This is a genomic window from Thalassobaculum sp. (genome assembly GCF_040219215.1).
Lineage (GTDB): Bacteria > Pseudomonadota > Alphaproteobacteria > Thalassobaculales > Thalassobaculaceae > Thalassobaculum_A.
Map to the genome: position 1 here is coordinate 25,526 of NZ_JAVJSX010000013.1, position 25,495 is coordinate 51,020.

The window sequence follows — 25,495 nt, forward strand, 5'->3', positions numbered from 1 at the left end:
AATTGTAAGTTGAATCATTTCGCTCCGACAAGCGTAGCTGGAGGGTGTAGGGTGTTGACTGAACGAAGGGGCCGCTTGGCGGTCGAGCTGAAGGATCGGCAGTCTAGTTCGATGCCGTATCCTACACGTCCCGGATGACGCTTTCGTGACAGCCGGTCGGACGCCTATTTTCTGCTGGCGATCGGGTTGGAGGCCATCAGCCGGTCGACTGGCGCGAAATCGTCGGTCAGGATCGGTACGTCGGTTCCGGCAAGGTCCTGAACAGCCTTTAGTGGCAGGCGCAGCCATTGGCGTTGCAGCCCGTTGCGTGAGTCCAATCGGGTGTAGGGACCGGGGGATCGGCCGGCCACCACGATGTAGGTCGTGCGTTCTCCGGTCCGTTCGACCGCCGCCACCACCGCTTCGGCTTCGGCCCAGACTTCGACACTGCGATAGTCCTGCTGCAGGGTATGGATCAGCGCGGACAGAAAGCGCGGCCGGACGCCGCTGTCGACCACATTGGCCACATAGAAGCCGTTCGGCGTCAGCCGCCGCGCGATCTCGTCATGAAACTCACGGGTGACCAGATGGCTCGGGATCGAGATGTCGTGGAAAGCGTCGCCGAATACCACGTCGAACGTCGGCTCTGCCGGCAGGGATTGCAGCAACAGCCGCGCGTCGCGGTGGTGGATCGCAATCGCCGGATGAGCAGCATCGAACCACAGGTGATCACGCGCCATTCTGGTCACGGCCGGATCGATCTCGGCGACGACCAGCCGTGCATTGGGTACACTCTCCGCCCAAGCCCTGGGCAAGGTATAGCCGCCGCCGCCGATGAAGAATGCGGAGAACGTCGGACGCGACCTGCGCTCCAGATGTCGGCGGCGGGTGTACTCGTCGACGAAATGGACATAGGCGCTGAACAGGATGGACGGGTCGTCGCGGTCGTTGATGCTGTGGGCGAGATGGTCGAGCACGATCAGCGCGCTCGGGCGACCGCTGACCGCCGAAAAATCGTCGACACGAATGCAGAAGTAGTCGCTCTCCTGTAGACAGGCCGATGCGAACGCCCCTTGGCGCCCGGTCCAGGTCGCGGTGGAGCCGAGCAGAACGATGGCGATGCCAATGACCAGAGCAATCGTCCGTTGGCGACCGTACAGCGCGCACAGTACCGCCAGCCCGGCGTAGGTTGCCGACACGGCAACGATGGTGCCGGCAGAGCCGATCCAGGAGATGAACAGGTATCCGGCGCTCAGCGTCCCGGCGATGCTGCCGAGGGTGCCGAGCGCGTACATTCGCCCGATAACCGGACCGGGGTCGTCTGCCCGTTGTTCGACCGCCAGCCGGGTCACGATTGGCGCCACGATACCGACGAACAGGCTCGGCAGCAGGAACAGCGCGGCGCAAAGCAGCATCACGGCCGGGACGTCGCCGATGCCACTGCTCAGCAGCGGGCCTGAAATGATCCGCAGCAGGCCCAGGGACGCCAGGCTGCTGACACTGGCGAACACAAGGGCGAGCGATAGTCGGCGGACTGTGGTCGCTTCGCTGGCCTTGGCCGTCGCCAGTTGCCCACCGATCCAATGCCCGGCCGACAGCCCGGCGAGAACCACGGCGATGATCGCCGTCCAGGTGTACAGCGACATTCCGACATAGGGTGCGATCAACCGTCCCGCGACGATCTCGACGATCAGCCCGCAAGCCGCACTGAGCAGCAGTGTCAGATCGAGGACGATACGACGAAGCAGAACCGGGCGGCTCGTTGCAGCCGCGGTCATCTTCCGAACATCTCGGCGCTGATGCGGCCGTACCAGGCAACCGAATCCGTGTAGTTGGCGTGCCGGACCGCCGCGGGCTCATCGGTATGGCTGATGGTCTCGGACGTCGAGGCGATCGTTGGACCGCTCGGCCGGTACTCTCCGGCCACCTTCACGCCATCGTCCGGCGCGATGAGGCTCCAGCAAGCACTGGCATAGCGGGCGGGCGGGACGGGCGTCCTGGTGAGATCGCCCAGCACCGCCGACGCGGCAACCTTCGCCTGGCTGTTCGCGGCGAATCCGGACTTGGGCATGTCGCCGGCTATGCAGGCGTCTCCGATCACGAACACCGCATCGTCGACGGTCGAGCGCATGGAACTCGGGTCGATCGGGCAGAAACCGCTGGAGTCGGTCAGTCCGGCGTCGAAGGCGATGGCACCCGCCTGCTGCGCCGGGATCACGTTGACCAGAGCGCCCTTGAAGTCGTCGAAGTCGGTGGTCACGGTGCCGGTTGCCGGATCGACACCCTTGATGCCGCCGTGCACGTCGGGTCCGTACCACTCGATCATGCCTGGGTAGTGCTTCTCCCACCCCTCGGCGAACAGCGCCTGCTTGGAGAACTTCGGCTTCGGGTCGAGGATGATGATCCGGCTGCGGCCGAATCCTTTGGCCTTCAGCCGATGCGCCATCATCGATGCCCGCTCGTACGGGGCAGGCGGGCAGCGATAGGGGTTCGGCGGTGGAACGATGACGATCTGCTGGCCGTTCTCAATGTCGTCCAGCCTGGCTCTCAGCAGCCGGGTCTGCGAGCCGGCCTTCCAGCCGTGCGGCATGATCTCGCTGGCGGGCTCGGAGTAGCCGGGCACCGACTCCCAGATCAGGTCGATGCCCGGGGCGACCACAAGCCGGTCGTATGTCAGGTCACTGCCGTCGGTCAGGGTGACCCGCTTCGACGCACGGTCGACCGTTGCGGCCCGGACGTTCACAACCGTTACCCCGTGATTGGCGGACAACGGTTCGTAGCCATGGGTGATCGACGCCAAGCTGACGAAGCCGCCGAGATAGAGGTTGGAGAAGATGCAGGTTGTGTGGCGGAGATCGGCCTCGATCAGAACGACGTCGACCGCGCCGGCACTGTCCCTGGCGATGAGATGCGCGGCTGTGCCACCGCCGGCGCCACCGCCGATCACCACGACACGAGGCCGAGGCCGGGCGTGGAGGATTTCCGGTGCCGCCAGGGTGGCGAACGCGGCGGCGGCGTAGCGGCCAAGGCGACGTCGGGAAACCCGCGGCATGGCTGGTCCTCCTGGGCGCGCTCCAGGCCAGTGGAGCCGGGCTGAAGTCCGTGCCCGAGTGTCGCCCGGCTTGCCGCCGATGGCGAGCGAAGTTAGTCGACCTTGGTGGCCGCGTCGTCGTTGCCACCGTCCGGCGTCACGTTGAGTACCCGAGCGCGTGACGTGATCGTCACGTCGGCCTTGCAGTCGCGCATGCAGGGTTCGGCCGGTACCGCGTAGTGGGCTTCCTGCTTCCGGGTATCGTCGGTGAAGTTGGCTTCGTTGGGCAGGCGTACGTCGGAAAAGTTCGCACGGGACAGTTCGAAGGCTTCGTCGGTCACCACGTCGTTCAGGTACAGCATGTACGCGGTGATCGCGTACACCTCGTTGTCGTTGAGCGATCGGGCGTCACCGTACGGCATGGCCCGCCGGACATAGTCGTAGACCGTCGACAGGTACGGCCAGTACGAGCCGATCGTCTTCTCCGGCCGGTCATTCTTCAGCGTGTCCCGTCCGCCGGCGAGAACCGGCCAGCGCCCGGCTCCCTCGCCGAAATCGCCGTGGCAGGACGCACAACGCTCCGTGAACAGCACCTCGCCCTGGGAGACGGTGCCTTTGCCCGCAGGCAGGCCGACGCCGTCAGGCCGCACGTCGATGTCCCAGGCGGCGACCTCGTCTGGCGTCGCCATCCGGCCGAGATGGAGGACACCGTGCGTCGGAATCGGCTGGTTGGCGGCTGTCCCGGGGGCAGTCTCGACGGTTGTCGAAGGAGCAGGGGATTCGGCCGGTGCCGCAGCGGTCTTGGTTTCGGCGGGTGCGGAGGCCTGTTTCGAGTACTCCGCCAGATAGGCGATTGCGTCCGCCCTGTCGTCGGCGTCCTTCAGGCCCGGAAAGGCCATGCGGGTGCCTTTCACCGCGGTGCGTGGCGACTCCAGATAGGCGTCGAGCGTCTCGGTGTCCCACACCATGCCGCCGGCTCCGGCGTCCTGCATCGCTTTGGAGTACTTGAAGCCGTCGAGGCCGCCGGCCGTCCGGCCGATCAATTCGTTCAAGTGCGGTCCGATCCGATTCTTCGCGCCGTCGCCAACCTGATGGCAGGCCGCGCATTTCTTGAATACGACAGCACCCTTCTCCGGGTCTCCGGCCGCCTCCACCGGGGCGGCGATCAGCAGCGCCAAGCCGCAGGTCAGGGCAAATTCAGGAAACTTCAACATTCTCGACCGTCCCGTCGGCTTTGACATGCCAGGTCTGGATGCCGTTGTTGTGATAGATCGAGTTCGACCCGCGTGCGGCGCGCAATGCATCCTTGGTCGGCTGGACGAACCCGGCTTCGTCGATAGCCCGCGACTGCAGCAGCAGCGGCGAGCCGTCCCAGTCGAAATCCAGGTAGAACCGGTGCAACGCCTTCGGCAGGCTGACCCCGTCGAGCCGGGCGGTCGTCCAGTTGCGGCCACCGTCGAGCGACACGTCGACCCGCTTGATCCGCCCGTTGCCCGACCACGCCAATCCGGAGATCACAGCCTTGCCGCGACCGTGATTGATAGGGGCCTGCGGGCTGGGGCTGGTGATCACCGACTTCACGTCCATCACCCAGGTGAAGCGCCGGGCGGTGCCGTTCGCCAGCAGGTCGGTGTACTTCGAGGTCTCCTCGCGCTGCTGCCATGGCTGGTCGCCGACCTCGATCCGGCGCAGCCATTTGATCCACATGTTGCCTTCCCAGCCGGGCACGACCAGGCGCACCGGGTAGCCTTGTTCGGGGCGCAGCGCCTCGCCGTTCATCTTGAAGGCGACAAGGCAGTCGTCGAGCGCCTTCTCCATGGGGATCGACCGGGTCATCGCCGACGCGTCGGCGCCCTCCGGCAGCAGCCATTTGGCCGACGGCTTGACGCCGGCTTCGTCCAGCAGGTGCTTCAACCGTACCCCGGTATAGACAACGCAATGCACCATGCCGTGGGTGTATTGGCAGCCGTTCAGCTGGGCGCCTCGCCATTCCATTCCGGAATTGGCGGCGCACTCCAGGAAGTACACGTGGTTCTCGCGCGGGAACCGCATGAGGTCCTGCATGGTGAACACCAGCGGCGTGTCGACCAGGCCGTTGATCATCAGCCGGTGCTTGGACGGATCGATCTCCGCGATCCCGGCGTGGTGCCGCTCGAAGCAAAGGCCGTTCGGCGTGATGATGCCGTCAAGTTCGTGCAGCGGCGTGAAGCTGACCGAACTCTCCCGCGAGGCCGTCAGCCACTCGACGTCGCGCCGGATCACCTGGGATTCGAACTGTGACGGTACTCCGTAGGGGCGACTGACCACGCCTTCGCCGAGATAGCGGTTCCAGTCCTGGATCTCGGTGATCGCGGGGTCACCGGCGGCGGCGGCCGAGCGTGTCGCTCCAAAGCCGGTCGCGACCGCGGCACCGCCTGCCAACAGTCCGGACGACAGGAATTGCCGACGGCTGGGGCCGGGCCGGTCGGTCTTTCGGTTCTGTGGGGGCATCATTTGCTGCGATGATGTGGGGTGGCTCATGACGTCACTTTCACCGATCGGTTTTCTTCCAGGCGGACGACCGGGTTGCGGGCGAGGTAGCCCTCCACGACATCCCAGATCGGGGGACCCTCGGTGGCCTCGTTGACCGAAGCCCAGCCGGCGACGATGTACTCGCGCGCCGGGTCGATCGGCTCGCCGGTCTTCAGGACGGTCATCTCGGAGATCCGGTTGCCGATGGCGGCCGTCGGGTCGATGCGGTAACCCATCCCGCCGACCCGCACCATGTCGCCCCCCTGCTGGTAGTACGGATCGGCGTTGAACAGGTTGTCGGCGACGTCCTCGAGGATCTCTTTCAGGAAGGCACCGGTCATCGGCGAGCGGTAGGCGGCCGGATAGGTCATCGCGCAGGCGTTGTGCAGGTCCTCGACCGTGATCGCCTGACCGGGCAGCAGCGACGTGCCCCACCGGAATCCGGGTGACAGCGCGATCTCGGCGTCGCGCTCCTGCAACAGCGCCTGGCAGATCAGGTCGTCGAAGGTCCCGTTGAAGTTGCCTCGGCGGTACAGCAGCGATTCGGTGGTCGCCAGCTTGCGGCCGAGTTCCGCTTCGTAGGGTGCGCGAACCGTGTCGACCAACGCGGTCATCTCCGGGTCGGCGGCGATCACGTCGGAGAACACCGGGATCAGCCGGTAGGCGTATCCCTGGACCTTGCCGTCGCGAACGTCCAGATCGAGGCGAGAGACGAACTTGCCGTTCGAGCCGGAAGCGATGACCAGGGTGTTGCCGACCGTTACCGGTTCCGGCAGCGCATCGTGGGTGTGGCCGCTGAGGATGACGTCGATGCCGGGCACCCGCCCGGCCAGCTTCCGGTCGACGTCGAAGCCGTTGTGCGAGAGCAGGACGACCAGTTCCGCCCCTTCCTCGCGCACCGCCGCGACGTTCTTGGCGACGTCACTCTCGCGGATGCCGAACGACCAGTTCGGGAACATCCAGCGAGGATTGGCGATCGGCGTGTAGGGAAACGCCTGTCCGACGATGCCGACCTTGACGCCGCCGCGCTCGACGATCCGGTAGGCGTCGAACGCCGGTTCGTTCCATTCGCTGTCGTAGATGTTGCCGCCCAGGAACGGGAAGGGCAGGCTGTCGACCAGTTCCTTCACCCGCTCGGTGCCGTAGGTGAACTCCCAATGGCCGGTCATCGCATCCGGCGCCAGGGCATTCATCACCGCCACCATGTCGCCGCCCTTGGTCTGGTTGGCGGTGTAGCTGCCGTGCCAGGTGTCGCCGCCGTCGAGCAGCAGCATGGCGTCGCCACGTTCGGCGCGGATCCGGCGGATCACCGTGGCAACCCGGTCCATTCCCCCCATCTTCCCGTAGGTCCCGGCCAGCGCCCCGAAATCGTCCGAGGTCAGCGCGTAGGCGTGCGGAGTCCCGGCCTGTATGCCGTAGAGCTTCAGGAAGTCGGCCCCGGTGACATGCGGCGGCAGTCCGGCGACTTCACCGACGCCCAGATTGATCGACGGTTCGCGGAAATACAGCGGTTTCAGCTGGGCGTGGATGTCGGTGACATGGACCAGAGTCACGTTGCCGTGCGGCGTCATGTCGAGCAGATCGCTCTCGGTGAGGGCCTGCTGGGCCGCCGCCCGGCTCCATCGGCCGGCGGCACCCGGGCCCATGATGGCGGTGACGGCGGTGGCTGCCATCAGGAATTCGCGCCGTGAAAACATGCTACCTCCGGCCAGTGTTCACCGTTCGCGGAACCGGTCGGTCCCGCAACCACATGCATGAAACGCGTTGGTGTCGTCAGGCGGCGCGGATGCCAGGACCCGCGCCGCCGGGGATTACTGCCGGACCGCCGGGGTCTCGATGCCCAAGCCGGTGCCGCGCCACGTCACGTATACTTCCAGCGCAATCAACTCGTCGGAGAATGCTTTCGGAAACTCCGCCCTCGTGTCGCGGATGCAGCCGCGGAACCGGTTGTGCAGCGAGACCATGTTGGCCTGCTTCAACCGATAGGTCGGAAAGCCATTGACGTTTCCCTGGCTCAGATGGTCGGCGCGGATGTACTTGCCGTTGTTCTGCTCATGGCAGGACGCGCAGCCCAAATTCAGCTGGCCGGTGCGCTGGTAGTACATTTCCTTACCGCGGTCCCACCAGCTCTGCATCTCACCCTTGGCCAGATCCAGCGACATCGGAACGCCGAGCGACTGGTGCTTGATGAAGGTGACCAGCGCCTTCTGGTCGTCATGATCGAACTTGTAGGGCTCAGCCTGCATCTGGTCCTTGCGGCAGGCGTCGACCTGGAGTTCCAGGTTCACCGGCTTGCCGGCGGTTTCACTCCACTTCGGATAACCGGCACCGACGCCCTTCATCGACTCCGCGGCGTTGCCATGACACGAAGCGCAGGACTTGCCGGCGGCTCCTTCAACGGTGTTCCAGATCTCCGCTCCCCGCTCGACATAGAGCATGCCGGGATTCTGGAAGCTGTCCGCCTCCAGGGCGCGGGTCTCGGGCGTGCGGTAGTGCCAGCCCGAGACCACCTCGTCGAACGGATGGCCGGCCGGCGCCTTGGCTCGGGTGATGATTTCCTTCTGGCCGTCGATGACGAGCTTTTCGTCCACCGGGTCGGCGCGCAGATTCGAGCCGAGCAGTCCGACGACGAGAACCCCGAGAGCCATGGGGATGATCGATTTGAGCTTCACGGTTTGTCTCCTCCCTGTCCGGCGGCTTCGTCGTCCGCCTGGTGTCCGCGACGGTCGCGCTAGACGACGGTGATCTTGTTCTCGGCCGTGTAGGCCGTTCCGTCATCGTCCATCCAGGTGAAGACGAACGTCCCGCTCTCCGCCACTTTCGCGGTGAACTCCATATACGGGTTCGCGGAGATCGCCGGGGCGATGTCGCAGGAGAACACCGGCTGGCCGTTGAAGGTGCAGGTGAACTTATTGATGATCTTGCGCGGGATGGGGTTGCCCTGCTTGTCCTTGCGCTGACCGGATTCCATCTCGTGGCTGATCAGAGTCTTGATCGTGATCACTTCCCCCTTGTTCGCTGTCTGGGGAACTTTCACGCGGGGTTTCGGCGTTGCCATGGGTAGGGTGCTCCTGTTCGCTCAGCCGCCGCAGCCGCCGATCGTGACCTTGACCTGCTTGGTGTCCATGAACACCGCGCCATTGCTCATCTTCGCGACCGCGATGACGTTCTGGGTCTTGGCCAATCGGATGCGCGTGGTCGCCGAGGCGCTTCCGCTCATCGGGGTGAAATGGAAGGTGGCGACATCGGGGTTCGGATTGCCCTCGGCAAGGAACATCACCGACTGGACGTAGTCGTCGGCGGTCATCGGGCTGTCCACCGAGACCGAGATCGGAACGGTATTGCCGTTCTCCGCGATTTCCGGTGCGTCAAGCGCGATGCGGCCGGCTTCGGGCTTCGCGCCACCGGTGAAAGCCATCACAGCCTTCTCGGTGGCTTCGGCGCTGGCCCACGAACGGGTCGGCGCAACGCCGACAACCGCGAGCGTGGTCGCACCGAGCGACAGGGCAAGTGCCTGGCGTCTGGTTAGGATCATGGTCATCTCCTTCGTTCCGCGCCTAGTTCTTCAGGGTGGCGAGGTAGGCGACGATGTCTTCCACCTGCTGGGCGGACAGGATCGTCTTGCCTTCGAACTTCTTGTCGACGTTGACCCCGACATCCAGGGTGTAGAAGCCTGGCATGACAGTGTCGGGTCCGAACACTTTCTTGGAATTGATCACGATTGCGCGCAGCTCGTCCGGCTTCCAACGCTCGGCCACGCCGTCCAGCGGCGTGCCGACTTCGCCGTGGAACTGCTGCTCGCTCATCTCGGTGTTCTTGTGACAGGCGAGGCAGTTGCCAAGCTTGCGGTCGGCGAACGCCTTGCGGCCTTCTGCCGGGTTCCCCGGCTGGCTGGTCAGCGATGCCTTGACGATGGTCTCCTCGAAGACCACGTCCTTCGGTCCGACCGGTTCGGCCGACCAGCTGCTGGTCGTTGCCGCCAGCAACAACGCCGCGCCGAGCAGGCCTCTTTTGCAGGTCTTGCGCACTGTCTCCTCCCTCTCCGAACCGTTGACCGGTTTCGTGCCCCGCCTACCCGATAGCGCGCGGGCAGGCGAACAATAGATATAATTATTGCAATATATAGATTGAACCACGGGTCATGGTCAATCCGATGTACCGCACATTCTGAAACTTTCGGATCAGTCGCTCTTGAGTCGCCCTTCCTTGCGCAGCTCCTCGATGACCCGGGCGTGGTATTTCTGGAAGTGCTCGTCGGTCTCGTAGCCCTTCTCATGGACCCAGCGGAACATGTTGAGGAAGGTCCACTTTCCGAATGATCCGGGCATGGTGGCAACGGCCGCTTGGGCGACTGACACGCCTTTGGGGGCCTGCTCCGGCAGGAAGACCACGGTGGGGGTGAAAACGTAGCCCCATTTCCGGGCGGCGGTTTTCTCGGTCAGCACGTCGCCGTCCAGATCGGTAACCTCTTCGTCGCCGAACATGTTGTACTGGACCACCTTGAAGTGCGCCTTGATGTAGTCGGCCACCTCCGGGTCGGCCAGCAGCACCTCGTGCATCTTTCGGCAGTAGATGCAGCCGCGCTGTTCGAAGACCATGGCCAACCTCTTGCCTTCCTGGCGCGCCGATTCGATATCGTCGGCAACGTCACGGAAGGTGAGGGCGAACCACTCCTGCTTGTGCAGACCGTCCTCGCCGACGGTCGCCGCCGCGGCGCGCGGTGGTGTGGCCAAAGCGCTCAGGCCGATTACCAGGGCGACCAATGCAGTGGCCGCGGTAACAGTCATGTTTCGGACAAGCATGGCGACAATCCTCACTAGCCGATTTCGGAGAACACCGGGAACGTCTCGATCATCCAGAAGGCTATGGTCGACATCTGGCCGGTGACGAACAGGATACCGGTGACGATCAGCAGCACGCCCATCATCTTCTCGATGACCGCCATATGGCGGCGGAAACGGGCGGCCCAATTCAGGAAGCGCGTCGCAAACATGGCCGCCAGGATGAACGGCAGGCCGATCCCCAAGGCGTACACCGCCAGTAGCAGCGCGCCACGCAGAGCGGTGTCGGTCGACCCTGCGACGAACAGGATCGCCGCCAGGGCCGGACCGACGCAAGGCGTCCAGCCGAAAGCGAACGCCAAGCCGATCACATACGCCCCAACCATTCCTGGAGGCCGGCGCCCGACGGTGAAGCGCAGGTCGCGGAACAGCGCGGCGATTCGGAACACGCCGAGGAAATGCAGGCCGAGGCCTATGATGATCACGCCGGCCACGATCGACAGCACGTCGAAGTACTGCGCCAGAGTCTGGCCGACCATGCTTGCGGTTGCACCGAGGGCCACGAACACGGTGGCGAAACCCAGCACGAAGGCGACGGCCGATCCGACGATCCGACGAGCGGCGCCGGGTGGTGCGGTGTTCTCACCGCTGAGCTCCTCGAAGCTCATGCCGGTGAGGTAGCACAGGTACGGCGGTACGATAGGCAGTACGCAGGGCGACACGAACGACAGCAGTCCGGCCAGGAATGCGCCCGCAAAGGTGACTTCAAGCATAACGCTGTTTCGCTCCCGAACCCCGGCTCGGTGACCGGTTGTTTCGACAGTCAATCATATCTACATTTATCTATGTAAGAAATCTGATCGGGCGGCGTGATACAAGTGCGGATGAGACAGCGTTGGACCGTCAACATCGTCACCGTCTTTGCGACCCTTGGCCTGATGGCCGTGGTGCCGAGGACCCCTGGCGCGGCCGAGTTGCTTGTTCTGGAACAGGCGGGCTGTGTCTGGTGCGCCCGGTTCGATGCGGAGATAGCGCCGGCCTATCCGAACACCGAGGAGGGCCGGCGGGCTCCGCTGCGCCGGGTCGACGTAACCGAGCCGTGGCCGGAGGATTTGGCGGCAATCCGGCCGGAGCGGCTGACGCCGACCTTCATCCTGCTGGCTGACGACGGCACCGAGGTCGCTCGACTGCGCGGCTATCCCGGCGACGAATTCTTCTGGCCGGTGTTGTCGGAGATGATGGCGAAACTGAAATCCTCGCCGTTGATGTAGACTGGGGTAACGCCGATATCCGTCTGGCTTGGCATCCAGTGGGGTCGGCGGAACGAATTCTGAGGCGGAGACGAAGTTGGAATCGCCGGTAACTGCCTGGAAAATGCAGCTGCCCTCAGATCCTGAAGCGTTGCAGGAACTGTTCGAGCAGGCTCATCGCGCCAGCGAGATGCTGAAGGCGCTGTCGCATGAGACGCGACTGCTGATCCTGTGCCTGCTGTCGGAGGGTGAGAAGTCGGTCTCCGAGCTTGAGGAGACGCTGTCGATGTCGCAGGCGGCGGTATCGCAGCAACTGGCACGCCTGCGGTTCGACCGACTGGTCAAGACCCGCCGGGACGGGCGGTCGATCTATTACAGCATCGCCGACGAGGAAGTGTCGGCGCTGATCGGCGCGCTCTACGACATCTTCTGCCGAAAGGTGCGCGAACCGAAGGAGTGACCCCCGCAGAAGGGGTGACCCTGGTGCCTGGCATGACGACGAACGATGAACGGCACCCGACCGCTCTGTGGCGAGGCGCCGTCAAGGGAGGATGCCCGTGGACGGTCTCGAGGCGCATATCGCACTCCCACTGGTCGGCGGAATGGCCGGGATCGTCCTGGGCTTTGTCGCCCGGCTCAACCGGTTCTGCACCTTGTCGGCGCTCGAGCGGTTCTGGTACTCCGGCGACGGTAGCGGGCTGCGCACCTGGGTGTTGGCCTCGACCGTGGCGATGCTGGCAACCCAGGCTATGGTCGCTTTGGGTGTCGTCGATCTCACCGACACCTTCTATCTTCGACCGTATCTCGGCCTGACGGGCGCGGTGCTCGGCGGCCTGATGTTCGGCGTCGGCATGGCGCTGGTCGGCACCTGTGCGTTCGGCGCGGTGATCCGGCTCGGCGGCGGCAGTCTGCGCTCGATGGTGGTCCTGCTGGTGCTCGGGCTGGCGGCGGTTTCCACGCAACGCGGGCTGCTGGGGCAGGTCCGGATCACGCTGGTGGACGATTGGGCGATCGACCTGACCGCGATCGGCGACCAGTCGATTCCGAGCCTGCTGTCCGCGGCCCTGGGATTCGACGCCACGCCCACCGCCATCCTGTTGATCGGCGGGGGTCTGCTTGCCTGGATCTTCGGCAATTCCGGATTTCGGCGGCGCTGGACCTCGATCTTGACCGGCACGGTGGTGGGGTTGGTCATCGCCTTCGGATGGGCCGCGACGACGTACTTCTCGACCATCTCGTTCGAGCCGGTGCAGATCGAGGCCGGGTCGTTCTCGGTGCCGGTCGGCGACGTGATCATCCATGTCATCACCTACACCGGAACGGTGCCGGACTACGGCGTCGGCCTGGTGGTCGGCTGCGTTGTCGGCGCGGCGTTGGCGTCGTGGTACCGGCACGATGCCCGGTGGGAGGTGTGCGACGACGCCCGCGAGTTGAGCCGGCATCTGGCCGGCGGCGCGCTGATGGGGGTCGGGGGCGTGTTCGCGATGGGCTGCACCATCGGCCAGGGGGTAACGGGGTTCTCGACCCTGGCGGCCTCGGCCCCGATCGCCTTCGCCTCGATGCTGCTGGGAGCGCGCTTGGGATTGTCCTGGATGATCGAGGGGTCGGCGTGGTCGGCGTTCCGCGGCGGAGCCTCGGGAACCGAACCGGCGGAGTAGCCGAACCGTTTCAGACGGTCGGTGCGAACCGGTAGTGCCCCCCGACGCGTTCGACGGTCCCGATTCCGGGATAGGGCAGGTGGAACCCGACAATCCGCGTCCGCTCGGCGGCCAACCGATCGAGCAGCCGGCGACGGGTATCGGCACCCTTTGACGGATCCTGGTCGCTGCCGGTGTGCCAGTCGGGCCGCTCGAACGAGATCACCGCATTGGTGATCGCGTCGCCCACCACCAGCAGCCCCTCGCCACCGCGGTGGATCAGGAACGAGGTGTGGCCAGGCGTGTGCCCGGTGCTGGCGACCGCTTCAATGCCCGGCAGCGGTTCGTTGCCGGCATCGAACAGCGCGATCTTGTCCTCGATCCGCTCCAGGCGGTTCTGCGCGCCGACCACGAAGGTCTTGCGGGCTTCCGGTGTGGCATCAAGGGTGCCTGGCGCGCGCCAGAAATCCCATTCGGTCCGGTTCATCCAGCACCTTGCGTGCGGGAACACCGGTTCGTCGAAATCGTCGAGCACGCCCCACAGGTGGTCGGGGTGCGCATGGGTGAAGCAGATGTCGGTGACCTCGGCCGGATCGACCCCGATCGCCGCCAGGCTGGCCGGCAGCTTGCCGACGGTGTTCTGGAACAATGGTCCGGAGCCTGCGTCGAACAGCACCACCCGCCCGTCGATGCGCAGCAGGGTGAGATTGCAATCCGGCTGAACCGCATCGATCGGGAGGCCGTGTGGCGTCAGCAGCGCCGCGATCTCGGCCTCGGGACGATCAGGCAATATGAACGCCATGGGCTGGATCAGATGGCCATCGGTGAGGACCGTGACCTCGGCGTCGCCGACGCGGGTCGTGGCAGCCGTCGAGGCCCGGGCTCGCGGTACCCCGGCGAAGGCGGTTGCGGCGCCCGCTCCCGCTGCAAGGAGCGCGCGCCGTGTCCATGGTCGACGATGCGGGGCGAGAGGTTGGTCGACCATGATACGCTCCATACATAGTAATATTTGAATTTATTGGAGCGATGGCCGGCCAGGTCAAGCGGCGTGTGGTCTCACAGGTAGCGTTCGGCAATGTCGATGCTGGAGCGCGTCCCGAGATCATCGAAGGTCTCGGCGAGCCAGGCGTCGGCGCGTGCCCTTCCGGCCTCGTGCAGATGCAGCAGGAACTCCCAATCGGCGTTGAGCTTGCTGGTCAGGCATAGGCTGCGCATGTACTCCTCGTCGGCTATGGCGTGGATCTGCATGCGCTTCATGGTGCCGGACGCGATCGTTCCGTCATCGATCATCCGGCTGACGAACGCGATCGCCCGCATTTCGCGCATCAGCGAACTGTTGAAGGACAGCTCGTTCAGGCGCGACAGAATGGCGCCGGCCGACTTCGGGATATCGTCGCGGTAGATCGGGTTGATGTGCACGACCACGACGTCGGTCGACTTGCAGTGATAGATCAGCGGATAGATCGCCGGATTGCCCATGTAGCCGCCATCCCAGTAGGCCTCGCCGTCGACCTCGACGGTGTGGAACATGAACGGCAAACAGGCGGTGGCGAGCACCGAGTCGACGGAAACCTCGCTGTTGCGGAACACCTTGATCTTGCCGCTGCGCACGTTGGTCGCCGACAGGAACAGCTTGATCGGGCAGCGGTCCCGGATTGCTTCGAAGTCGACCGACTCCTCCAGCACCTTGCGCAACGGGTTGTAGTTGCCGGGGTTCAACTGATAGGGCGACAACAGCCGTGACATCAGGTCGAACACCATGAAAGCCGGCGAGTTCTGGAGCGAGTGGTTGTGCGACAGCCGGTCCCACAGCGACGGCTGCAGAGGACTCATCGCACCGGCATGCCCGATCCTCCGCCAGAACCCGGCCAGCGCGGTCTTGGCACCGGTCCGCCCGCCTTCGGTCCAGCCATAGGCCAGCACCACGGCGTTCATCGATCCGGCGCTGGTGGCGCTGATGCCATCGAAATCGATGCGTTCATCCTCCAGCAGGCGGTCGAGCACCCCCCAGCAGAACGCGCCGTGCGCTCCGCCGCCCTGAAGCGCCAGATTGACGGTTTTTGCTTTCACTGCTGCGCCGCGCCGATTGGCAGGACCGGACCCCGAGCGCTCGGCCTGTAGCTCTCCAATTGAATCCATCACCGTCTCCTCAGTGCGCGGTCCAGCCACCATCGATCGGGATGGCCGTTCCGGTGATCGACTGGCCGGCCTTGGTGCACAGCAGCACGGTGAGCGCCCCAATCTCCTCGGAGGTGGCGAAGCGCTTGCTTGGCGTCTGGGCCAGCAGAACGTCGCGGATCACCGCTTCACGGCTGATCCCGTGCGCTTCGGCTTGGTTGTCGATCTGTTTCTCGACCAGTGGTGTCCAGACGTATCCGGGGCAAATCGCGTTGGCGGTCACGCCATGCTCGGCCCCTTCCAGCGCAATGACCTTGGTCAGGCCGACGATGCCGTGCTTGGCCGTGACATAGGCGGACTTGAACGGCGAGGCGATCAGTCCGTGGGCCGAGGCGATATTGACGACCCGTCCGTAACCGCGAGCCTGCATTGCACCGAACAGCGCCCGGGTGAGATGGAACGCCGACGACAGGTTGATCGCCAGGATCGCGTTCCACTTCTCGACCGGGAAATTGGCGATCGGTGCGACGTGCTGTATCCCCGCGTTGTTCACCAGGATGTCGACCCTGCCGAAATCCAGCGCCAGCTGTTCCAGCATCCGGCCGATGTCGTCCTGCTTGGCCAGGTCGGCGTTGTAGTAGGCGACTCGAACACCGTGGGCGGCTCTGATCTCGGCCTGAAGATCGGCGATTTCCTCGGCGTCGCCGAACCCGTTGAGGGCAATGTCGGCACCGGCTCCGGCCAGTGCCCGGGCGATCCCGAGACCGATTCCGCTGGTCGAACCGGTTACGAGGGCGATCCGGCCGGCAAGCGGACGGGTCGCGCTCCGGGCGCTGGCCGGCATGTCGGTAATGCTGTTCATCTGGTTCTCCGTCGATGAGACGCCGCTGGCAGGGTGTTGCGCTGCGGTGTATCGTTGCGGCCGGTGATCGTTCGGCCGGTTGCACGCTTGCTGGGCACAAGATCGGGGTGCCAAGCTCCGAGCGGAAATGCCGGCTGGCTAACCATCCGATGCGCGTCGGCTATGGTTCGAGGTGAGCGAGGTGGAAAGTCACCAGGTCCGGTATTTCGTGGCCCTCGCCGAGGCGCTCAACTTCACGAGAGCAGCCGAGCGCTGCAACGTCACGCAGCCGTCGCTGACCCGTGCTATCAAGCAGCTTGAGGATGAACTGGGCGGGCCACTGTTCCACCGCGAACGCAACAACACCCACCTGACCGAACTCGGGCGGACCATGCGGCCGTTCCTGTCGCAGATCTTCGACAACATGCAGGCGGCGAAGACGCGGGCTCGCGACATGCTTCAGCTGAAGCGGGCCAGCCTGGAAGTCGGGTTGATGTGCACGATTGGGCCGACCAAGCTGGTGGACTTGATCGGCAGCTTCCGGCGGCGGTACCCCGACGTTGAACTCCGGCTCCGCGACGGCAAGGGCCAGATGCTGCAGGACGCGCTGATCGCCGGCGAGCTCGACGTGGCGGTGATGGGGCTGCCTGAAGGGTTGGACGATCGGCTCAGCCCGATCCCGCTGTTCAGCGAGGATTTCATGATCACCTTCACGCCGGGCCACCGGTTCGAGGCGATGGAGGAGGTGCCGGCGGCCGAGCTTGACGGCGAGCCGTACATCAGCCGCGCCAATTGCGAGTTTGCCGACCACGCCAACCGGATCATCTCCAGTCTCGGTGTCAATGTCCGCCCGTTGTACCGCAGCGAGCGGGAGGATTGGGTGCTGGCGATGATCCTGGCTGGGCTGGGCTGGGGGTTCACGCCGGAGTGCTCGGTCTCGCTGCCGGGCCTGGAAGGACGCCGGCTGGTCCAGCCGAACATCAGCCGCACGATCCACGTCGCAACCGTTCGCGGGCGACCTCATTCGCCCGCGGTCGGCGCGTTCGTGCGCGAGGCGGTGAGTTGGCGGTCTCGCGGCTGCCCGGCAGGGCGCGTAACGGAGACCCTGGTCAGCGCGGATCCTGTGGCGGCAGCGTAAGCTGTCCAGCGAGGACCGTAGCCAGCGCAAGCGCCGCGCCGACGCCGGCGACGGCGGCTGGCCAGCCATAGGTGTCGAAAACCGGACCGAGCAGCGCTGCCCCGGCGAGACCACCGGTGTAGTAGGAGGCGAGATAGAGCCCGCTGGCCGACCCCCGGTTTCGGGTTGCGGCCCGGCCGATGAAGCCGGTGGCGGCGGCTTGGGCGAAGAACGTCCCGACAGCAACCAGGGCGAGCCCGACCAGGACGGCCGTGAGCGACGGCAGGATCAGCAGCGGCAGACCGGCCAGGGCAAGGGCCAGCGCACTGCGGAACGTTCGACGGGTACCGAACGCCGATACCGCCCGGCCGGCGAGCGGCGTGGTCAACATCGAGGGCATGAACACGAAATAGACCACGCCGAGGGTCATCGGGCTGATCGCGATCGGCGCCGCCACCAGCACGAAGTTCACATAGGTGAAGGTGCCGATGAAGGCGAACAGGATCAGGAATCCGACGGCGAAGCCGGCGGCCAGGGGGGGGTGGCGAAAGTGGTCGACCCAGGCTGCCAGCCCGACGGGATCGGCCGATGCCGACCCCATGCCCATGCGCGTGCATCGGCGCAACCCGGCATAGGCGATCGCGGCGCCAATAAGGTTCAGCGCGGCCAGGAACAGGAAGTTCGGCACCAGACCAAGTTGATCGGCCAACAGCGCGGACGCCAGACGGCCGACGAAGTTGCTGGCCACGTTGCCGGTGATGTAGGCCGCCAGCATGCCGGCAGTCTCTTCGGCGGTCGAACTCTCCGCCAGATACGCCATGGTCAAGGTGAAGGCGGCCGACATGCAAACGCCTTGGGCGATCCGCAGGACGGTGAACGTCGTGAGATCGGGGGCTCCTGCGAGCAGAAGGGTCGGGATTGCCAATGCCGCCAAGCTGGCACTGACGCCGATCCGCCGGTCGATCCTGCCTCCGACCAAAGCGACCGCCAGCCCGGCTGCCGCCATGCCGATCGTGCTGGCGTTCACCGCGAAGCCCATGGCGGCGGGGGTCACGGCGTAATGGGCCGTTAGCGTCGGCAGGATCGCCTGGGTGGCGAACAGGTCCACCAGTGTCAGGAAGCTGATCACGGCAATGACGCCGTGGCGCAGCGTCGCGGCGGCGGCGTGACTTCGGTTTGGCATGGCCAGGGTTTCGGCCGGCGACATGGTGAACTCCTCCAACCGCGGGCGGCATCTGGCGCCCGCGGCAGATCGTGACGGTCAAGGGATGACACAGTGCTGACGAGGCGCCGGTCAGGCGGCGTCGGACCGGACCTCGCGCCGAGGGGGCGGAACTGCCTCCGGTTCCATGGTGATGAGACGGGCGCCCCGGTCGAACGTCAGGTAGCTCCATAGCCAATTGACGCTGACCAGCAACCGGCTGCGCCAGCCGATCAGGAAGTACACATGCACCAGTGCCCACATCAGCCAGGCGAGGGGGCCGGACAACTGGACGCCGCCGAGCACGGCGACCGCCGCCTTGCGTCCGACCGTCGCCATGTCGCCTTGGTGGCGGTACTGAAAAGGTGGCGGCGGCTTCTGCCCTCGAACCCGACGATCGATCACTTGACCGACATACGTGCCCATCTGCTTGGCGGCGGGAGCGATGCCTGGAACCGGCCGGCCACCGGGCCGGTTGGCGAGAGCGGTGTCGCCGATTACGAAGATCTCGGGTCGGCCGGGCACCGCCAATCCGTCGGTGACCGCAACGCGGCCGGCTCTGTCGTGCATGGCGTCGAGCCAGCGCGCGGCCGGAGACGCAACAACGCCGGCGGCCCAGACGACGGATCGGGCGGGGATGCGATCATCGCCGACCGTGACGCCGTCGGCATCACAGCGCGTGACCGGCTGGCCGAGTCGGATCTCGACACCAAGCCGCTCGAGGGCCTGCGACGCCTTCAAGCTCAATCGGGAGGGAAAGCTTGGAAGGACTCGAGCGCCGGCCTCGATCAACACAACCCGGGCGCGCTGCGGGTCGATCGACCGGAAGTCCTTCGACAGGGCGTGGCGCGCCAGTTCGGCGAGTGCGCCCGCCATCTCCACCCCCGTCGGCCCGGCGCCGATGACGGCGAACGTCAGCAGCCGACGTTGTTCGAAGGGATCCGGTTCGGTTTCCGCACGCTCGAAGGCGAGGAGCACGCGCTCGCGGATCGCGGTCGCGTCGGCAATTTTCTTCAGACCCGGGGCGACACTCTCCCAGTCGTCACGGCCGAAATACGAATGCCGCGCGCCGGTGGCCAGCACCAGTTGGTCATAGGCGATCCAGCGTCCGTCTTCGGTGACGACCGTCCGCCGTTCGGCATCAACCCCGCTGACCCGCGCCATCTCGACCCGGACGTTCGGCTGCCTGGCCACAATGCTGCGGATCGGCCACGCGATATCGGCCGGCGACAATGCGGCGGTCGCGACTTGATACAGCAGCGGCTGGAACAGGTGGTAGTTGCGGCGATCGATCAGGGTGATGTCGACGGGGCTGCGGGCGAGCGCGCGGACGCAGGCGAGGCCGGCAAATCCCGCTCCGACGACGACGACATGCGGTCTCTGAGGGGTTGTCATGAGTGGCATCCTCCGTCACGCATCACGCGCAACGGCGCGGAACACGAAGGACAGGGCGATGCCGTACAGCACATGGCCGATGCCCGACATCCAGGCCAGCAGGATGAAGCCGAGCATGAACGGCAGTCCAGCGAGCGGCGCAAACACGCCGAGCGACAGGAACCAAGTGAATAATCCGATGATCAGGCCGTCGACCAGGCGACTGCCGGCGTAGACGTAGGTGCGGATGCCCCACATCACCATCGGGTAGAACACCAGCCCGGTGACGACATGCAGCACCTCGGCGTGCAGGAAGTACTCCTGGGGCAACCGGAACAGGCTGAGGATGAGCGCCGCCGGTTGCAGCGGGCCTCCGACGATCAGCGGCGTGATGGCGCGCGCCCAGACCTCCCAGGCGAGATCGGCGGCCAGGCCACCGGCGACGAGTGCGGCGAAGGTCCGGATGCTGGGCACGCGGACGGCGTAGGTGACGTTCATGTCGGATCCCTCCTGAGTGCGGCGAAAGTGCCTAGCCTGAAGGTGGCGCTGCGTGCGGGTCGATGGAAATGCCGGGTCTCTATGGTGTCGATGCAACGCGAGCATCTCGGCCCGGCTCGACATCAGCCCGGTGTCACGGCTTCTCGACGGTGGTGAGCAAGGCTTTGATCCGCCAGCCATCCTCGGTCTGTACGCACAGGACGCTGACGAGGAACGGGATGGCGTCGGGCTGGGCGGCGGAGCCGATCCGCAGCGTCAGGGGCTGGTACAGGTAGGCACTGTCAGCTGACAGGTCGATGAACCGCCGGCGCTCCCGATCCGGGATGACTTCCCAGACCTCCGAGGCCTGGAAGCGGCTCATCCGCTCGATCATGGTCTCGGGCCCCCAGAACGCCTTGCCGTCGCTGACCCAGACGAAAGCGTCGGTCGGCACGAGCAGCGCCCGCACGGCTGTCAGGTCATGGCGGTTCTGGGCGGCGACGAACTGTTCGTAGAGCGCGGCAACCTCGTCCGCCGGGGCCGCGTGGGCCGGGGACGAGAGGTAGGTCGCCGCGACCAGCGCGGCTGCGGCGATCACCGGACGGATCATCATGACGCATCTCCTTGCGTGCTGGACATGTGGCCCCGCCGGCGTGGCGGAGACGTGCCAGAAGATCGGTGCGCCCGACGGTTGAATCGAATACCGATGCGCTTTGAAGACGATGCGCGTCTGCTATGCCTGCGGAGCCGAAGGTGGGAAGCTGTTGTCTGCGCAAGAATCGATGCGGGAGACGGGGGCATGTCGAACAGAGGAATGGTGGTGTGTCCACAGCCGGAGGCGGCCGAGGCCGGGATCGAGATACTGCGTGCCGGCGGCAACGCCGTCGACGCCGCGATCGGCTGCGGACTGGCCCAGACGGTTGTCGACCCGTTGATGTGCGGTATCGCCGGCTTCGGCAGTCTGGCGGTCTACAAGCCGGCGGAGGGAGTTCACGAGTACCTGGACTTCCATGCTCCGGCCCCGAGATCGGCTCGCCCGGACATGTGGGCCGATCTGGTCGAGGGCGAGACCCGGGACGGCTTCGGTTTCGTGCTGAAGGGCCGGGTCAACGATCTCGGCTACCAGTCGATCTGCGTGCCGGCATCGTTGCAAGCCTATGAGACGGCGCATCGGGCGCATGGCCGACTGTCGTGGGAAGCGGTGTGCGAACCCGCAATCCGCTGGGCGGAGGAGGGCTATTTCGTTCGGCCGGCGATGTACTCGTTCTGGCTCGACGAGGGCACTATGGGCCGGGCGTCGAGCGCCGATCGGCTGGCTTACAGCGCGTCGGGCCGCGCCATGTACTGCCGGCCGGACGGTACTCCGAAGCGGATCGGTGCTCCGCTGCGCAACCCGGACTACGCGGCCACTCTGCGTCGGATCGCGGAGGAGGGAGCGGACGTGTTCTACCGCGGGGAGATCGCCGACCGGATCGTGGCCGACATGGCGGCGCATGGGGGCCTGATCACCAAGGCCGATCTGGAGAGCTACCAGCCGAACCGGGTGGTGCCGTTGGATGGCACCTACCGAGGCCGGCGCATCGCCACCAACCAACCGCCCGGTGGCGGGATCATGCTGCTGGAGATGCTGAACATCCTGGAGCAGTTCGATCTCGGCGCGCTCGGCCACAACACGCCCGAGTTCATCCGGGTGGTGTGCGAGACCATGAAGCGGGCGACCGTGGACAAGGACCGGCTGGTCGGCGATCCGGCGTTCGTCGACATCCCGATCGACCGCCTGACGTCCAAGGAATACGCGGCCGAACTGGCCGACGACATCCGGCACGGCGTAAAGGCGGAGGTACCCCGGCTGCAGCCGACGGATCTGGTCCCCAAGGACACCACTCATGTCTCGGTGGTCGACGCCGACGGAAACTGCGTGTCGATGACCCATTCGCTGGGCATGCCATCAGGCGTCATCACCGACGGACTGGGCTTCATGTACAACGGCTGCATGGGAGTGTTCGACCCGCGCCCCGGCCGGGCCGGCAGCATCGCGCCCGGCAAGGCGCGGTTCAGCGCGATGTGCCCGACCATCGTGTTCGAGGACGGCAAGCCGCTGCTGGTGCTGGGCGCCCCGGGCGGGACGCAGATCGTGATGGGCGTGCTGCAGGCAATCCTGAACGTCATCGACTTCGGCATGACTATGGGCGAGGCGGTCGGCGCGCCTCGGTTCTCGTCGACCAGCAACGCCATCGACGTGTCGAACCGGATCCCGCGCTATCTGATGCGCGAACTCGAGGCGCAGGGCTACGAAGTGATCCGCAACCCGTTCGGCCACACCATTGGCTGGGTCCACGGCATCCGCATACTGCCGGACCGGCTGGATGGGGCGGCCGATCCGGGACGTGACGGCGTCGCGCTGAGCGCCGGCTGATGGTCACCGGGATGACGGTGGCCGGTCCCTGCCCAGGCCGAGGGCGAGGACCCCGCCGCCGAGCATGGCGGCCGACCCGATCAGGAACACTTCCAGGTAGCTGCCCCGGCCATTGAACAGCGCGACTAGGCCGTAGCCGCCGACCATCTGCCCGGTCCCGACGGACAGCACCATCCAGCGCCAAAGACCCAGCATCGAGCCCGATCCCATGGCCTGCTGCGCACGCCCGGCAATGACGGCGGACAGGCCGGGCTGAGCCCCGACGACCAGGGATGAGAAGATCACGGTCGCTGGGCTGGGGGCGATCAGCGGCAGCGCGATCCCAAGCGCCAGACTGGCGAACACCGCCGCCAAGGCGTGCGAGAACCCGATGCGGTCGGCCAGGCGGCCCCAGGCAACCGTGCCGACGACCGCGCCGATGCCAAACAGGGTCCACTGCATGCTTCCTTCGGCCATTGACCAGTTCAGATCGCGCACCAGATAGTCGACCCAATAGATCGAGTGCGGTACCAGGCCGACCGAGAACAGGCCCTGGGCGATCACCAGTCGGATCGCGTCCGGGTTCATCCGGCGAGAACGCGGTGCGGATGGCGTCTTGGCGCCGACACTGACCGGGCGGGTGGCGTCCAATCTGGCGCTCCATCCCCAAAGCCCGAGGACCAGACCAACGGCGCCGATCACGGCGGCACCGATCCAGGCCCAGACCAGACCTCGATCCAGCAGAAACGGCAGGCCCGCGGCCGAGATGAAGATTCCCAGCCCGACGCCGGTGAAGGCGATGCCTGCCGCCTGGCCGAGACGTCCGGGTGGAGCGTTTGCGGTCACGGTCGCAATGGCCAGGATCATCATGACCGCGACCGTGATTCCGAGAAGTCCACGACAGGCGATCAACCACAAGAAGCCCGCCGGAAGCGCACTGGCGCACAGGGCAATGAACGACAGGATGAGGCAGCTTCGCAGGATCGCGAACGCATCGGCACGGTGCAGCAACCACGGCACCGCCAGCCCGCCGACCAGATAGCCGCCGAGGTTGGCGGCGCCGACGTACCCGGCTTCCGCCGGCGTCAGTGACCCTGACTGGATCAGCGCGGGCACCATCGGGGAGTACGAGAACCGTCCGAGCCCCATTCCCACCAACAGCGTCGCCTGGGCGCCGATGGCGGTTCGCACCCAGACGGGGACGCCGGCGCCGAGTGCTGTCATCGATTGGTGCTCATGAGTCCGGTTGCATCAGATGTGAGCGGATCGTTCGGCGGGTGAGGGACGATGGACGTGCTATGACCGTCAGCAGTGTCGTGCGTTCGGGCTGTCGGCGTCCAGGAGTTCCCGGCGGGATGAGCCGCGACGGCAAGGAGGATCGATCGTGACCGCATCGGATCGCTGGCCGGACTGGTCGTCGTTGTCGGAATCGGAACGCCCAGGCGCCCTCGCTCGGTGCCAGAGTCTGGCACGGGCGCAACAAGAGCAATTCGATGCCTTCGTGGCATTCGAAGATCCGGCGCCCGTACCCAAGGCAGGTTCGCTCGCCGGTCTTCCCTATGCCGTCAAGGACATGGTCGTTTCGGCCAACCGCCGTCCGTCTTGTGGCCTGCCGATTGCTCCGGACCTGGGGGCCTCGAAGCAGGCATCGGTTCTGACATTGCTGGATCAGGCTGGTGCGGTTCGGGTCGGGTTCACCCGGATGACCGCACTCGCCTACGAGCCATCGGGTGCCGGAACGGCAAAGAACCCCTGGAACACAGCCTTTGCACCGGGGGGATCGTCCTCCGGGCCCGCGGTCGCCGTGGCGTCGGGGGCGGCGGTTGTCGCTTTGGGGTCGGACACCGGCGGCTCGGTCCGCATTCCCGCTCAGGCCTGCGGGGTCACCGCCTGGAAGCCGACCTGGGGCCGGGTCCCGGCGGACGGAACCATGGTGCTGTCCCCCAGTCTGGACACCATCGGGGTCCTGGGTCGGAGTGCGGTCGACATCGCCACGGTGGCGTCGGTGCTGACCTCGGGGCAGGTGGTTCCGTCCGATGCATCTAAGCCTACTGTTGCGGTCGTCGAGGACGCCTTGTTGGCCTGCGAGGATCCGGTGCAGCGGGCTTGCCGCGACGGTATCAGCCAGATTCTCTCAGCCGGCTTGTCGAACCGCCGGGTCGATGCGTTGGAGTTCATGCGGGAGGCCGGCGACCAGACGCTGCTCGTGATGCAGGCCGAGGCGTGGCGGACCTGGGCGCCGTTGATCGAGCAGGGCCGTTGCGACCCGGTGATGGCCAAGCGTCTCGCCAAGGGAGGCTCGATCGGCGACGAGCAGCTAGCGGAGAGCCTGGCGGCGCGGGGCGAGGCGCTGAAAGCGGTGGAAGATCGGCTGTTTGCGGGAGCAGACGTCGCGGTTCTGCCGGTGATGCCAATCCGCACGCCGCCGCTGTCGGAGGTGACGCCAGGGTCTCCTGACTTCACGCCTCGCACCCTGTATGGGCTTAGCGCCTATACCCGGTTTGTGAACTACCTCGGTTTTCCGGCCATCGCGGTTCCCGTCGGATTTGACGATCGGGGCTTGCCGGTCGCGCTGCAGATCGTGGGCCGGGCGGGCAGTGACGGTATCCTGCTTGCTCTGGCCGCGCGCCTGCAGTCCGCAACCGGTTGGCACAATATGATTCCAAATGAAATCAGATAGATAGCCAAGAAATACTACCATCGGTGAGCGACGTTCGGACCGATCGGACCTTTGCATTAAGCGGGCATTGTATACACAATAGGATGCGAGGCATGTCGTCCGA

25 protein-coding genes are annotated in these 25,495 nt (G+C 65.7%); 6 read left to right on the forward strand and 19 right to left on the reverse strand.

Going from position 1 to position 25,495, the window contains the following annotated elements; translation table 11 throughout:
* Positions 1-164: 164 nt before the first annotated feature.
* The 11 genes from RIC54_RS12075 to RIC54_RS12125 all read right to left on the reverse strand — a co-directional run bounded on the left by RIC54_RS12075 (position 165) and on the right by RIC54_RS12125 (position 11,075).
* Positions 165-1,757, reverse strand: a complete 1,593-nt coding sequence (locus RIC54_RS12075; RefSeq protein ID WP_350097384.1) for a fused MFS/spermidine synthase — start codon at positions 1,755-1,757, stop codon at positions 165-167.
* A complete protein-coding gene (locus RIC54_RS12080; RefSeq protein WP_350097386.1) occupies positions 1,754-3,031 on the reverse strand; it encodes an FCSD flavin-binding domain-containing protein in 1,278 nt (425 codons plus the stop codon). Before RIC54_RS12080 ends, RIC54_RS12075 begins: the two co-directional genes overlap by 4 nt.
* A 92-nt stretch (positions 3,032-3,123) precedes the next feature.
* Entirely contained in the window at positions 3,124-4,224 is a 1,101-nt protein-coding gene (locus RIC54_RS12085) for a c-type cytochrome (protein WP_350097388.1), read from the reverse strand.
* Positions 4,208-5,500, reverse strand: coding sequence for a sulfite dehydrogenase (gene soxC / locus RIC54_RS12090; RefSeq protein ID WP_350097390.1), 1,293 nt, complete (start codon positions 5,498-5,500; stop codon positions 4,208-4,210). Before soxC ends, RIC54_RS12085 begins: the two co-directional genes overlap by 17 nt.
* 26 nt (positions 5,501-5,526) lie before the next feature.
* A complete protein-coding gene (gene soxB, locus RIC54_RS12095) occupies positions 5,527-7,218 on the reverse strand; it encodes a thiosulfohydrolase SoxB (protein ID WP_350097392.1) in 1,692 nt (563 codons plus the stop codon).
* Positions 7,219-7,332: 114 nt separating this feature from the next.
* A complete protein-coding gene (gene soxA, locus RIC54_RS12100) occupies positions 7,333-8,193 on the reverse strand; it encodes a sulfur oxidation c-type cytochrome SoxA (protein WP_350097394.1) in 861 nt (286 codons plus the stop codon).
* A 59-nt stretch (positions 8,194-8,252) separates the two neighbouring features.
* Positions 8,253-8,579: a thiosulfate oxidation carrier complex protein SoxZ gene (gene soxZ, locus RIC54_RS12105; RefSeq protein ID WP_350097396.1), complete on the reverse strand. Its 327-nt coding sequence runs from the start codon at positions 8,577-8,579 to the stop codon at positions 8,253-8,255.
* 21 nt (positions 8,580-8,600) lie between these two features.
* A complete protein-coding gene (gene soxY / locus RIC54_RS12110) occupies positions 8,601-9,056 on the reverse strand; it encodes a thiosulfate oxidation carrier protein SoxY (RefSeq protein ID WP_350097398.1) in 456 nt (151 codons plus the stop codon).
* A gap of 22 nt (positions 9,057-9,078) precedes the next feature.
* Positions 9,079-9,549 (reverse strand): sulfur oxidation c-type cytochrome SoxX, encoded by a 471-nt coding sequence (soxX, locus tag RIC54_RS12115; protein WP_350097400.1) that lies wholly within the window; start codon positions 9,547-9,549, stop codon positions 9,079-9,081.
* A 153-nt stretch (positions 9,550-9,702) separates the two neighbouring features.
* Positions 9,703-10,323 (reverse strand): SoxW family protein, encoded by a 621-nt coding sequence (locus RIC54_RS12120; protein ID WP_350097402.1) that lies wholly within the window; start codon positions 10,321-10,323, stop codon positions 9,703-9,705.
* Between the two features lie 14 nt (positions 10,324-10,337).
* Positions 10,338-11,075, reverse strand: a complete 738-nt coding sequence (locus RIC54_RS12125; RefSeq protein ID WP_350097404.1) for a cytochrome c biogenesis CcdA family protein — start codon at positions 11,073-11,075, stop codon at positions 10,338-10,340.
* A 111-nt stretch (positions 11,076-11,186) separates the two neighbouring features.
* Between RIC54_RS12125 and RIC54_RS12130 the strand changes: the two genes are divergently transcribed.
* From RIC54_RS12130 to RIC54_RS12140, 3 genes are all read left to right on the forward strand, one after another.
* Positions 11,187-11,573, forward strand: a complete 387-nt coding sequence (locus RIC54_RS12130) for a thioredoxin domain-containing protein (protein ID WP_350097406.1) — start codon at positions 11,187-11,189, stop codon at positions 11,571-11,573.
* Positions 11,574-11,649: 76 nt separating this feature from the next.
* The gene (locus RIC54_RS12135; RefSeq protein ID WP_350097408.1) at positions 11,650-12,012 is read left to right on the forward strand and encodes an ArsR/SmtB family transcription factor; all 363 of its coding nucleotides are present in this window, start codon (positions 11,650-11,652) and stop codon (positions 12,010-12,012) included.
* 97 nt (positions 12,013-12,109) lie between these two features.
* A complete protein-coding gene (locus tag RIC54_RS12140) occupies positions 12,110-13,210 on the forward strand; it encodes a YeeE/YedE family protein (RefSeq protein WP_350097410.1) in 1,101 nt (366 codons plus the stop codon).
* Positions 13,211-13,220: 10 nt separating this feature from the next.
* On the opposite strand, the gene RIC54_RS12145 is transcribed toward RIC54_RS12140, so the two are convergent.
* The 3 genes from RIC54_RS12145 to RIC54_RS12155 form a co-directional block, all read right to left on the reverse strand.
* Positions 13,221-14,174 carry an MBL fold metallo-hydrolase gene (locus tag RIC54_RS12145; protein ID WP_350097412.1) on the reverse strand — a complete coding sequence of 318 codons (954 nt, stop codon included), beginning with the start codon at positions 14,172-14,174 and terminating at the stop codon, positions 13,221-13,223.
* Between the two features lie 71 nt (positions 14,175-14,245).
* Positions 14,246-15,259 carry a patatin-like phospholipase family protein gene (locus tag RIC54_RS12150; RefSeq protein WP_350097414.1) on the reverse strand — a complete coding sequence of 338 codons (1,014 nt, stop codon included), beginning with the start codon at positions 15,257-15,259 and terminating at the stop codon, positions 14,246-14,248.
* A 79-nt stretch (positions 15,260-15,338) separates the two neighbouring features.
* The gene (locus tag RIC54_RS12155; protein ID WP_350097416.1) at positions 15,339-16,169 is read right to left on the reverse strand and encodes a 3-hydroxybutyrate dehydrogenase; all 831 of its coding nucleotides are present in this window, start codon (positions 16,167-16,169) and stop codon (positions 15,339-15,341) included.
* A gap of 181 nt (positions 16,170-16,350) precedes the next feature.
* Here RIC54_RS12155 and RIC54_RS12160 point away from each other — a divergent pair, with 181 nt between their 5' ends.
* Positions 16,351-17,286: a LysR family transcriptional regulator gene (locus tag RIC54_RS12160; protein ID WP_350097418.1), complete on the forward strand. Its 936-nt coding sequence runs from the start codon at positions 16,351-16,353 to the stop codon at positions 17,284-17,286.
* Here RIC54_RS12160 and RIC54_RS12165 read toward each other — a convergent pair.
* From RIC54_RS12165 to RIC54_RS12180, 4 genes are all read right to left on the reverse strand, one after another.
* Positions 17,258-18,472: an MFS transporter gene (locus RIC54_RS12165; protein WP_350097420.1), complete on the reverse strand. Its 1,215-nt coding sequence runs from the start codon at positions 18,470-18,472 to the stop codon at positions 17,258-17,260. The two genes, RIC54_RS12160 and RIC54_RS12165, sit on opposite strands and share 29 nt — an antisense overlap.
* Positions 18,473-18,559: 87 nt before the next feature.
* Positions 18,560-19,861, reverse strand: coding sequence for an NAD(P)/FAD-dependent oxidoreductase (locus RIC54_RS12170; RefSeq protein WP_350097422.1), 1,302 nt, complete (start codon positions 19,859-19,861; stop codon positions 18,560-18,562).
* Positions 19,862-19,876: 15 nt separating this feature from the next.
* Positions 19,877-20,338 (reverse strand): hypothetical protein, encoded by a 462-nt coding sequence (locus RIC54_RS12175; RefSeq protein WP_350097424.1) that lies wholly within the window; start codon positions 20,336-20,338, stop codon positions 19,877-19,879.
* Positions 20,339-20,471: 133 nt separating this feature from the next.
* Positions 20,472-20,930, reverse strand: a complete 459-nt coding sequence (locus tag RIC54_RS12180) for a nuclear transport factor 2 family protein (protein ID WP_350097426.1) — start codon at positions 20,928-20,930, stop codon at positions 20,472-20,474.
* Positions 20,931-21,116: 186 nt separating this feature from the next.
* Here RIC54_RS12180 and ggt point away from each other — a divergent pair, with 186 nt between their 5' ends.
* On the forward strand, positions 21,117-22,733 hold the full coding sequence (gene ggt, locus RIC54_RS12185) for a gamma-glutamyltransferase (protein WP_350097428.1): 1,617 nt from the start codon (positions 21,117-21,119) through the stop codon (positions 22,731-22,733).
* Between the two features lie 3 nt (positions 22,734-22,736).
* On the opposite strand, the gene RIC54_RS12190 is transcribed toward ggt, so the two are convergent.
* The gene (locus RIC54_RS12190; RefSeq protein ID WP_350097430.1) at positions 22,737-23,936 is read right to left on the reverse strand and encodes a YbfB/YjiJ family MFS transporter; all 1,200 of its coding nucleotides are present in this window, start codon (positions 23,934-23,936) and stop codon (positions 22,737-22,739) included.
* 160 nt (positions 23,937-24,096) lie between these two features.
* On the opposite strand from RIC54_RS12190, the gene RIC54_RS12195 reads away from it, so the two are divergent.
* Entirely contained in the window at positions 24,097-25,392 is a 1,296-nt protein-coding gene (locus tag RIC54_RS12195; RefSeq protein ID WP_350097432.1) for an amidase, read from the forward strand.
* Positions 25,393-25,495 lie beyond the last annotated feature (103 nt).

Bases quoted from the DNA above. Each gene is read 5' to 3' on its own strand.
- RIC54_RS12080 (WP_350097386.1), bottom strand. From the start codon at position 3,031: ATGCCGCGGGTTTCCCGACGTCGCCTTGGCCGCTACGCCGCCGCCGCG.
- RIC54_RS12180 (WP_350097426.1), bottom strand. From the start codon at position 20,930: ATGATGATCCGTCCGGTGATCGCCGCAGCCGCGCTGGTCGCGGCGACC.
- soxY (WP_350097398.1), bottom strand. From the start codon at position 9,056: ATGATCCTAACCAGACGCCAGGCACTTGCCCTGTCGCTCGGTGCGACC.
- RIC54_RS12120 (WP_350097402.1), bottom strand. From the start codon at position 10,323: ATGCTTGTCCGAAACATGACTGTTACCGCGGCCACTGCATTGGTCGCC.
- RIC54_RS12130 (WP_350097406.1), top strand. From the start codon at position 11,187: ATGAGACAGCGTTGGACCGTCAACATCGTCACCGTCTTTGCGACCCTT.
- ggt (WP_350097428.1), top strand. From the start codon at position 21,117: ATGTCGAACAGAGGAATGGTGGTGTGTCCACAGCCGGAGGCGGCCGAG.
- RIC54_RS12125 (WP_350097404.1), bottom strand. From the start codon at position 11,075: ATGCTTGAAGTCACCTTTGCGGGCGCATTCCTGGCCGGACTGCTGTCG.
- RIC54_RS12165 (WP_350097420.1), bottom strand. From the start codon at position 18,472: ATGTCGCCGGCCGAAACCCTGGCCATGCCAAACCGAAGTCACGCCGCC.
- RIC54_RS12170 (WP_350097422.1), bottom strand. From the start codon at position 19,861: ATGACAACCCCTCAGAGACCGCATGTCGTCGTCGTCGGAGCGGGATTT.
- RIC54_RS12145 (WP_350097412.1), bottom strand. From the start codon at position 14,174: ATGGTCGACCAACCTCTCGCCCCGCATCGTCGACCATGGACACGGCGC.
- soxZ (WP_350097396.1), bottom strand. From the start codon at position 8,579: ATGGCAACGCCGAAACCCCGCGTGAAAGTTCCCCAGACAGCGAACAAG.
- RIC54_RS12075 (WP_350097384.1), bottom strand. From the start codon at position 1,757: ATGACCGCGGCTGCAACGAGCCGCCCGGTTCTGCTTCGTCGTATCGTC.
- RIC54_RS12175 (WP_350097424.1), bottom strand. From the start codon at position 20,338: ATGAACGTCACCTACGCCGTCCGCGTGCCCAGCATCCGGACCTTCGCC.
- soxB (WP_350097392.1), bottom strand. From the start codon at position 7,218: ATGTTTTCACGGCGCGAATTCCTGATGGCAGCCACCGCCGTCACCGCC.
- RIC54_RS12085 (WP_350097388.1), bottom strand. From the start codon at position 4,224: ATGTTGAAGTTTCCTGAATTTGCCCTGACCTGCGGCTTGGCGCTGCTG.
- RIC54_RS12190 (WP_350097430.1), bottom strand. From the start codon at position 23,936: ATGACAGCACTCGGCGCCGGCGTCCCCGTCTGGGTGCGAACCGCCATC.
- soxC (WP_350097390.1), bottom strand. From the start codon at position 5,500: ATGCCCCCACAGAACCGAAAGACCGACCGGCCCGGCCCCAGCCGTCGG.
- RIC54_RS12155 (WP_350097416.1), bottom strand. From the start codon at position 16,169: ATGAACAGCATTACCGACATGCCGGCCAGCGCCCGGAGCGCGACCCGT.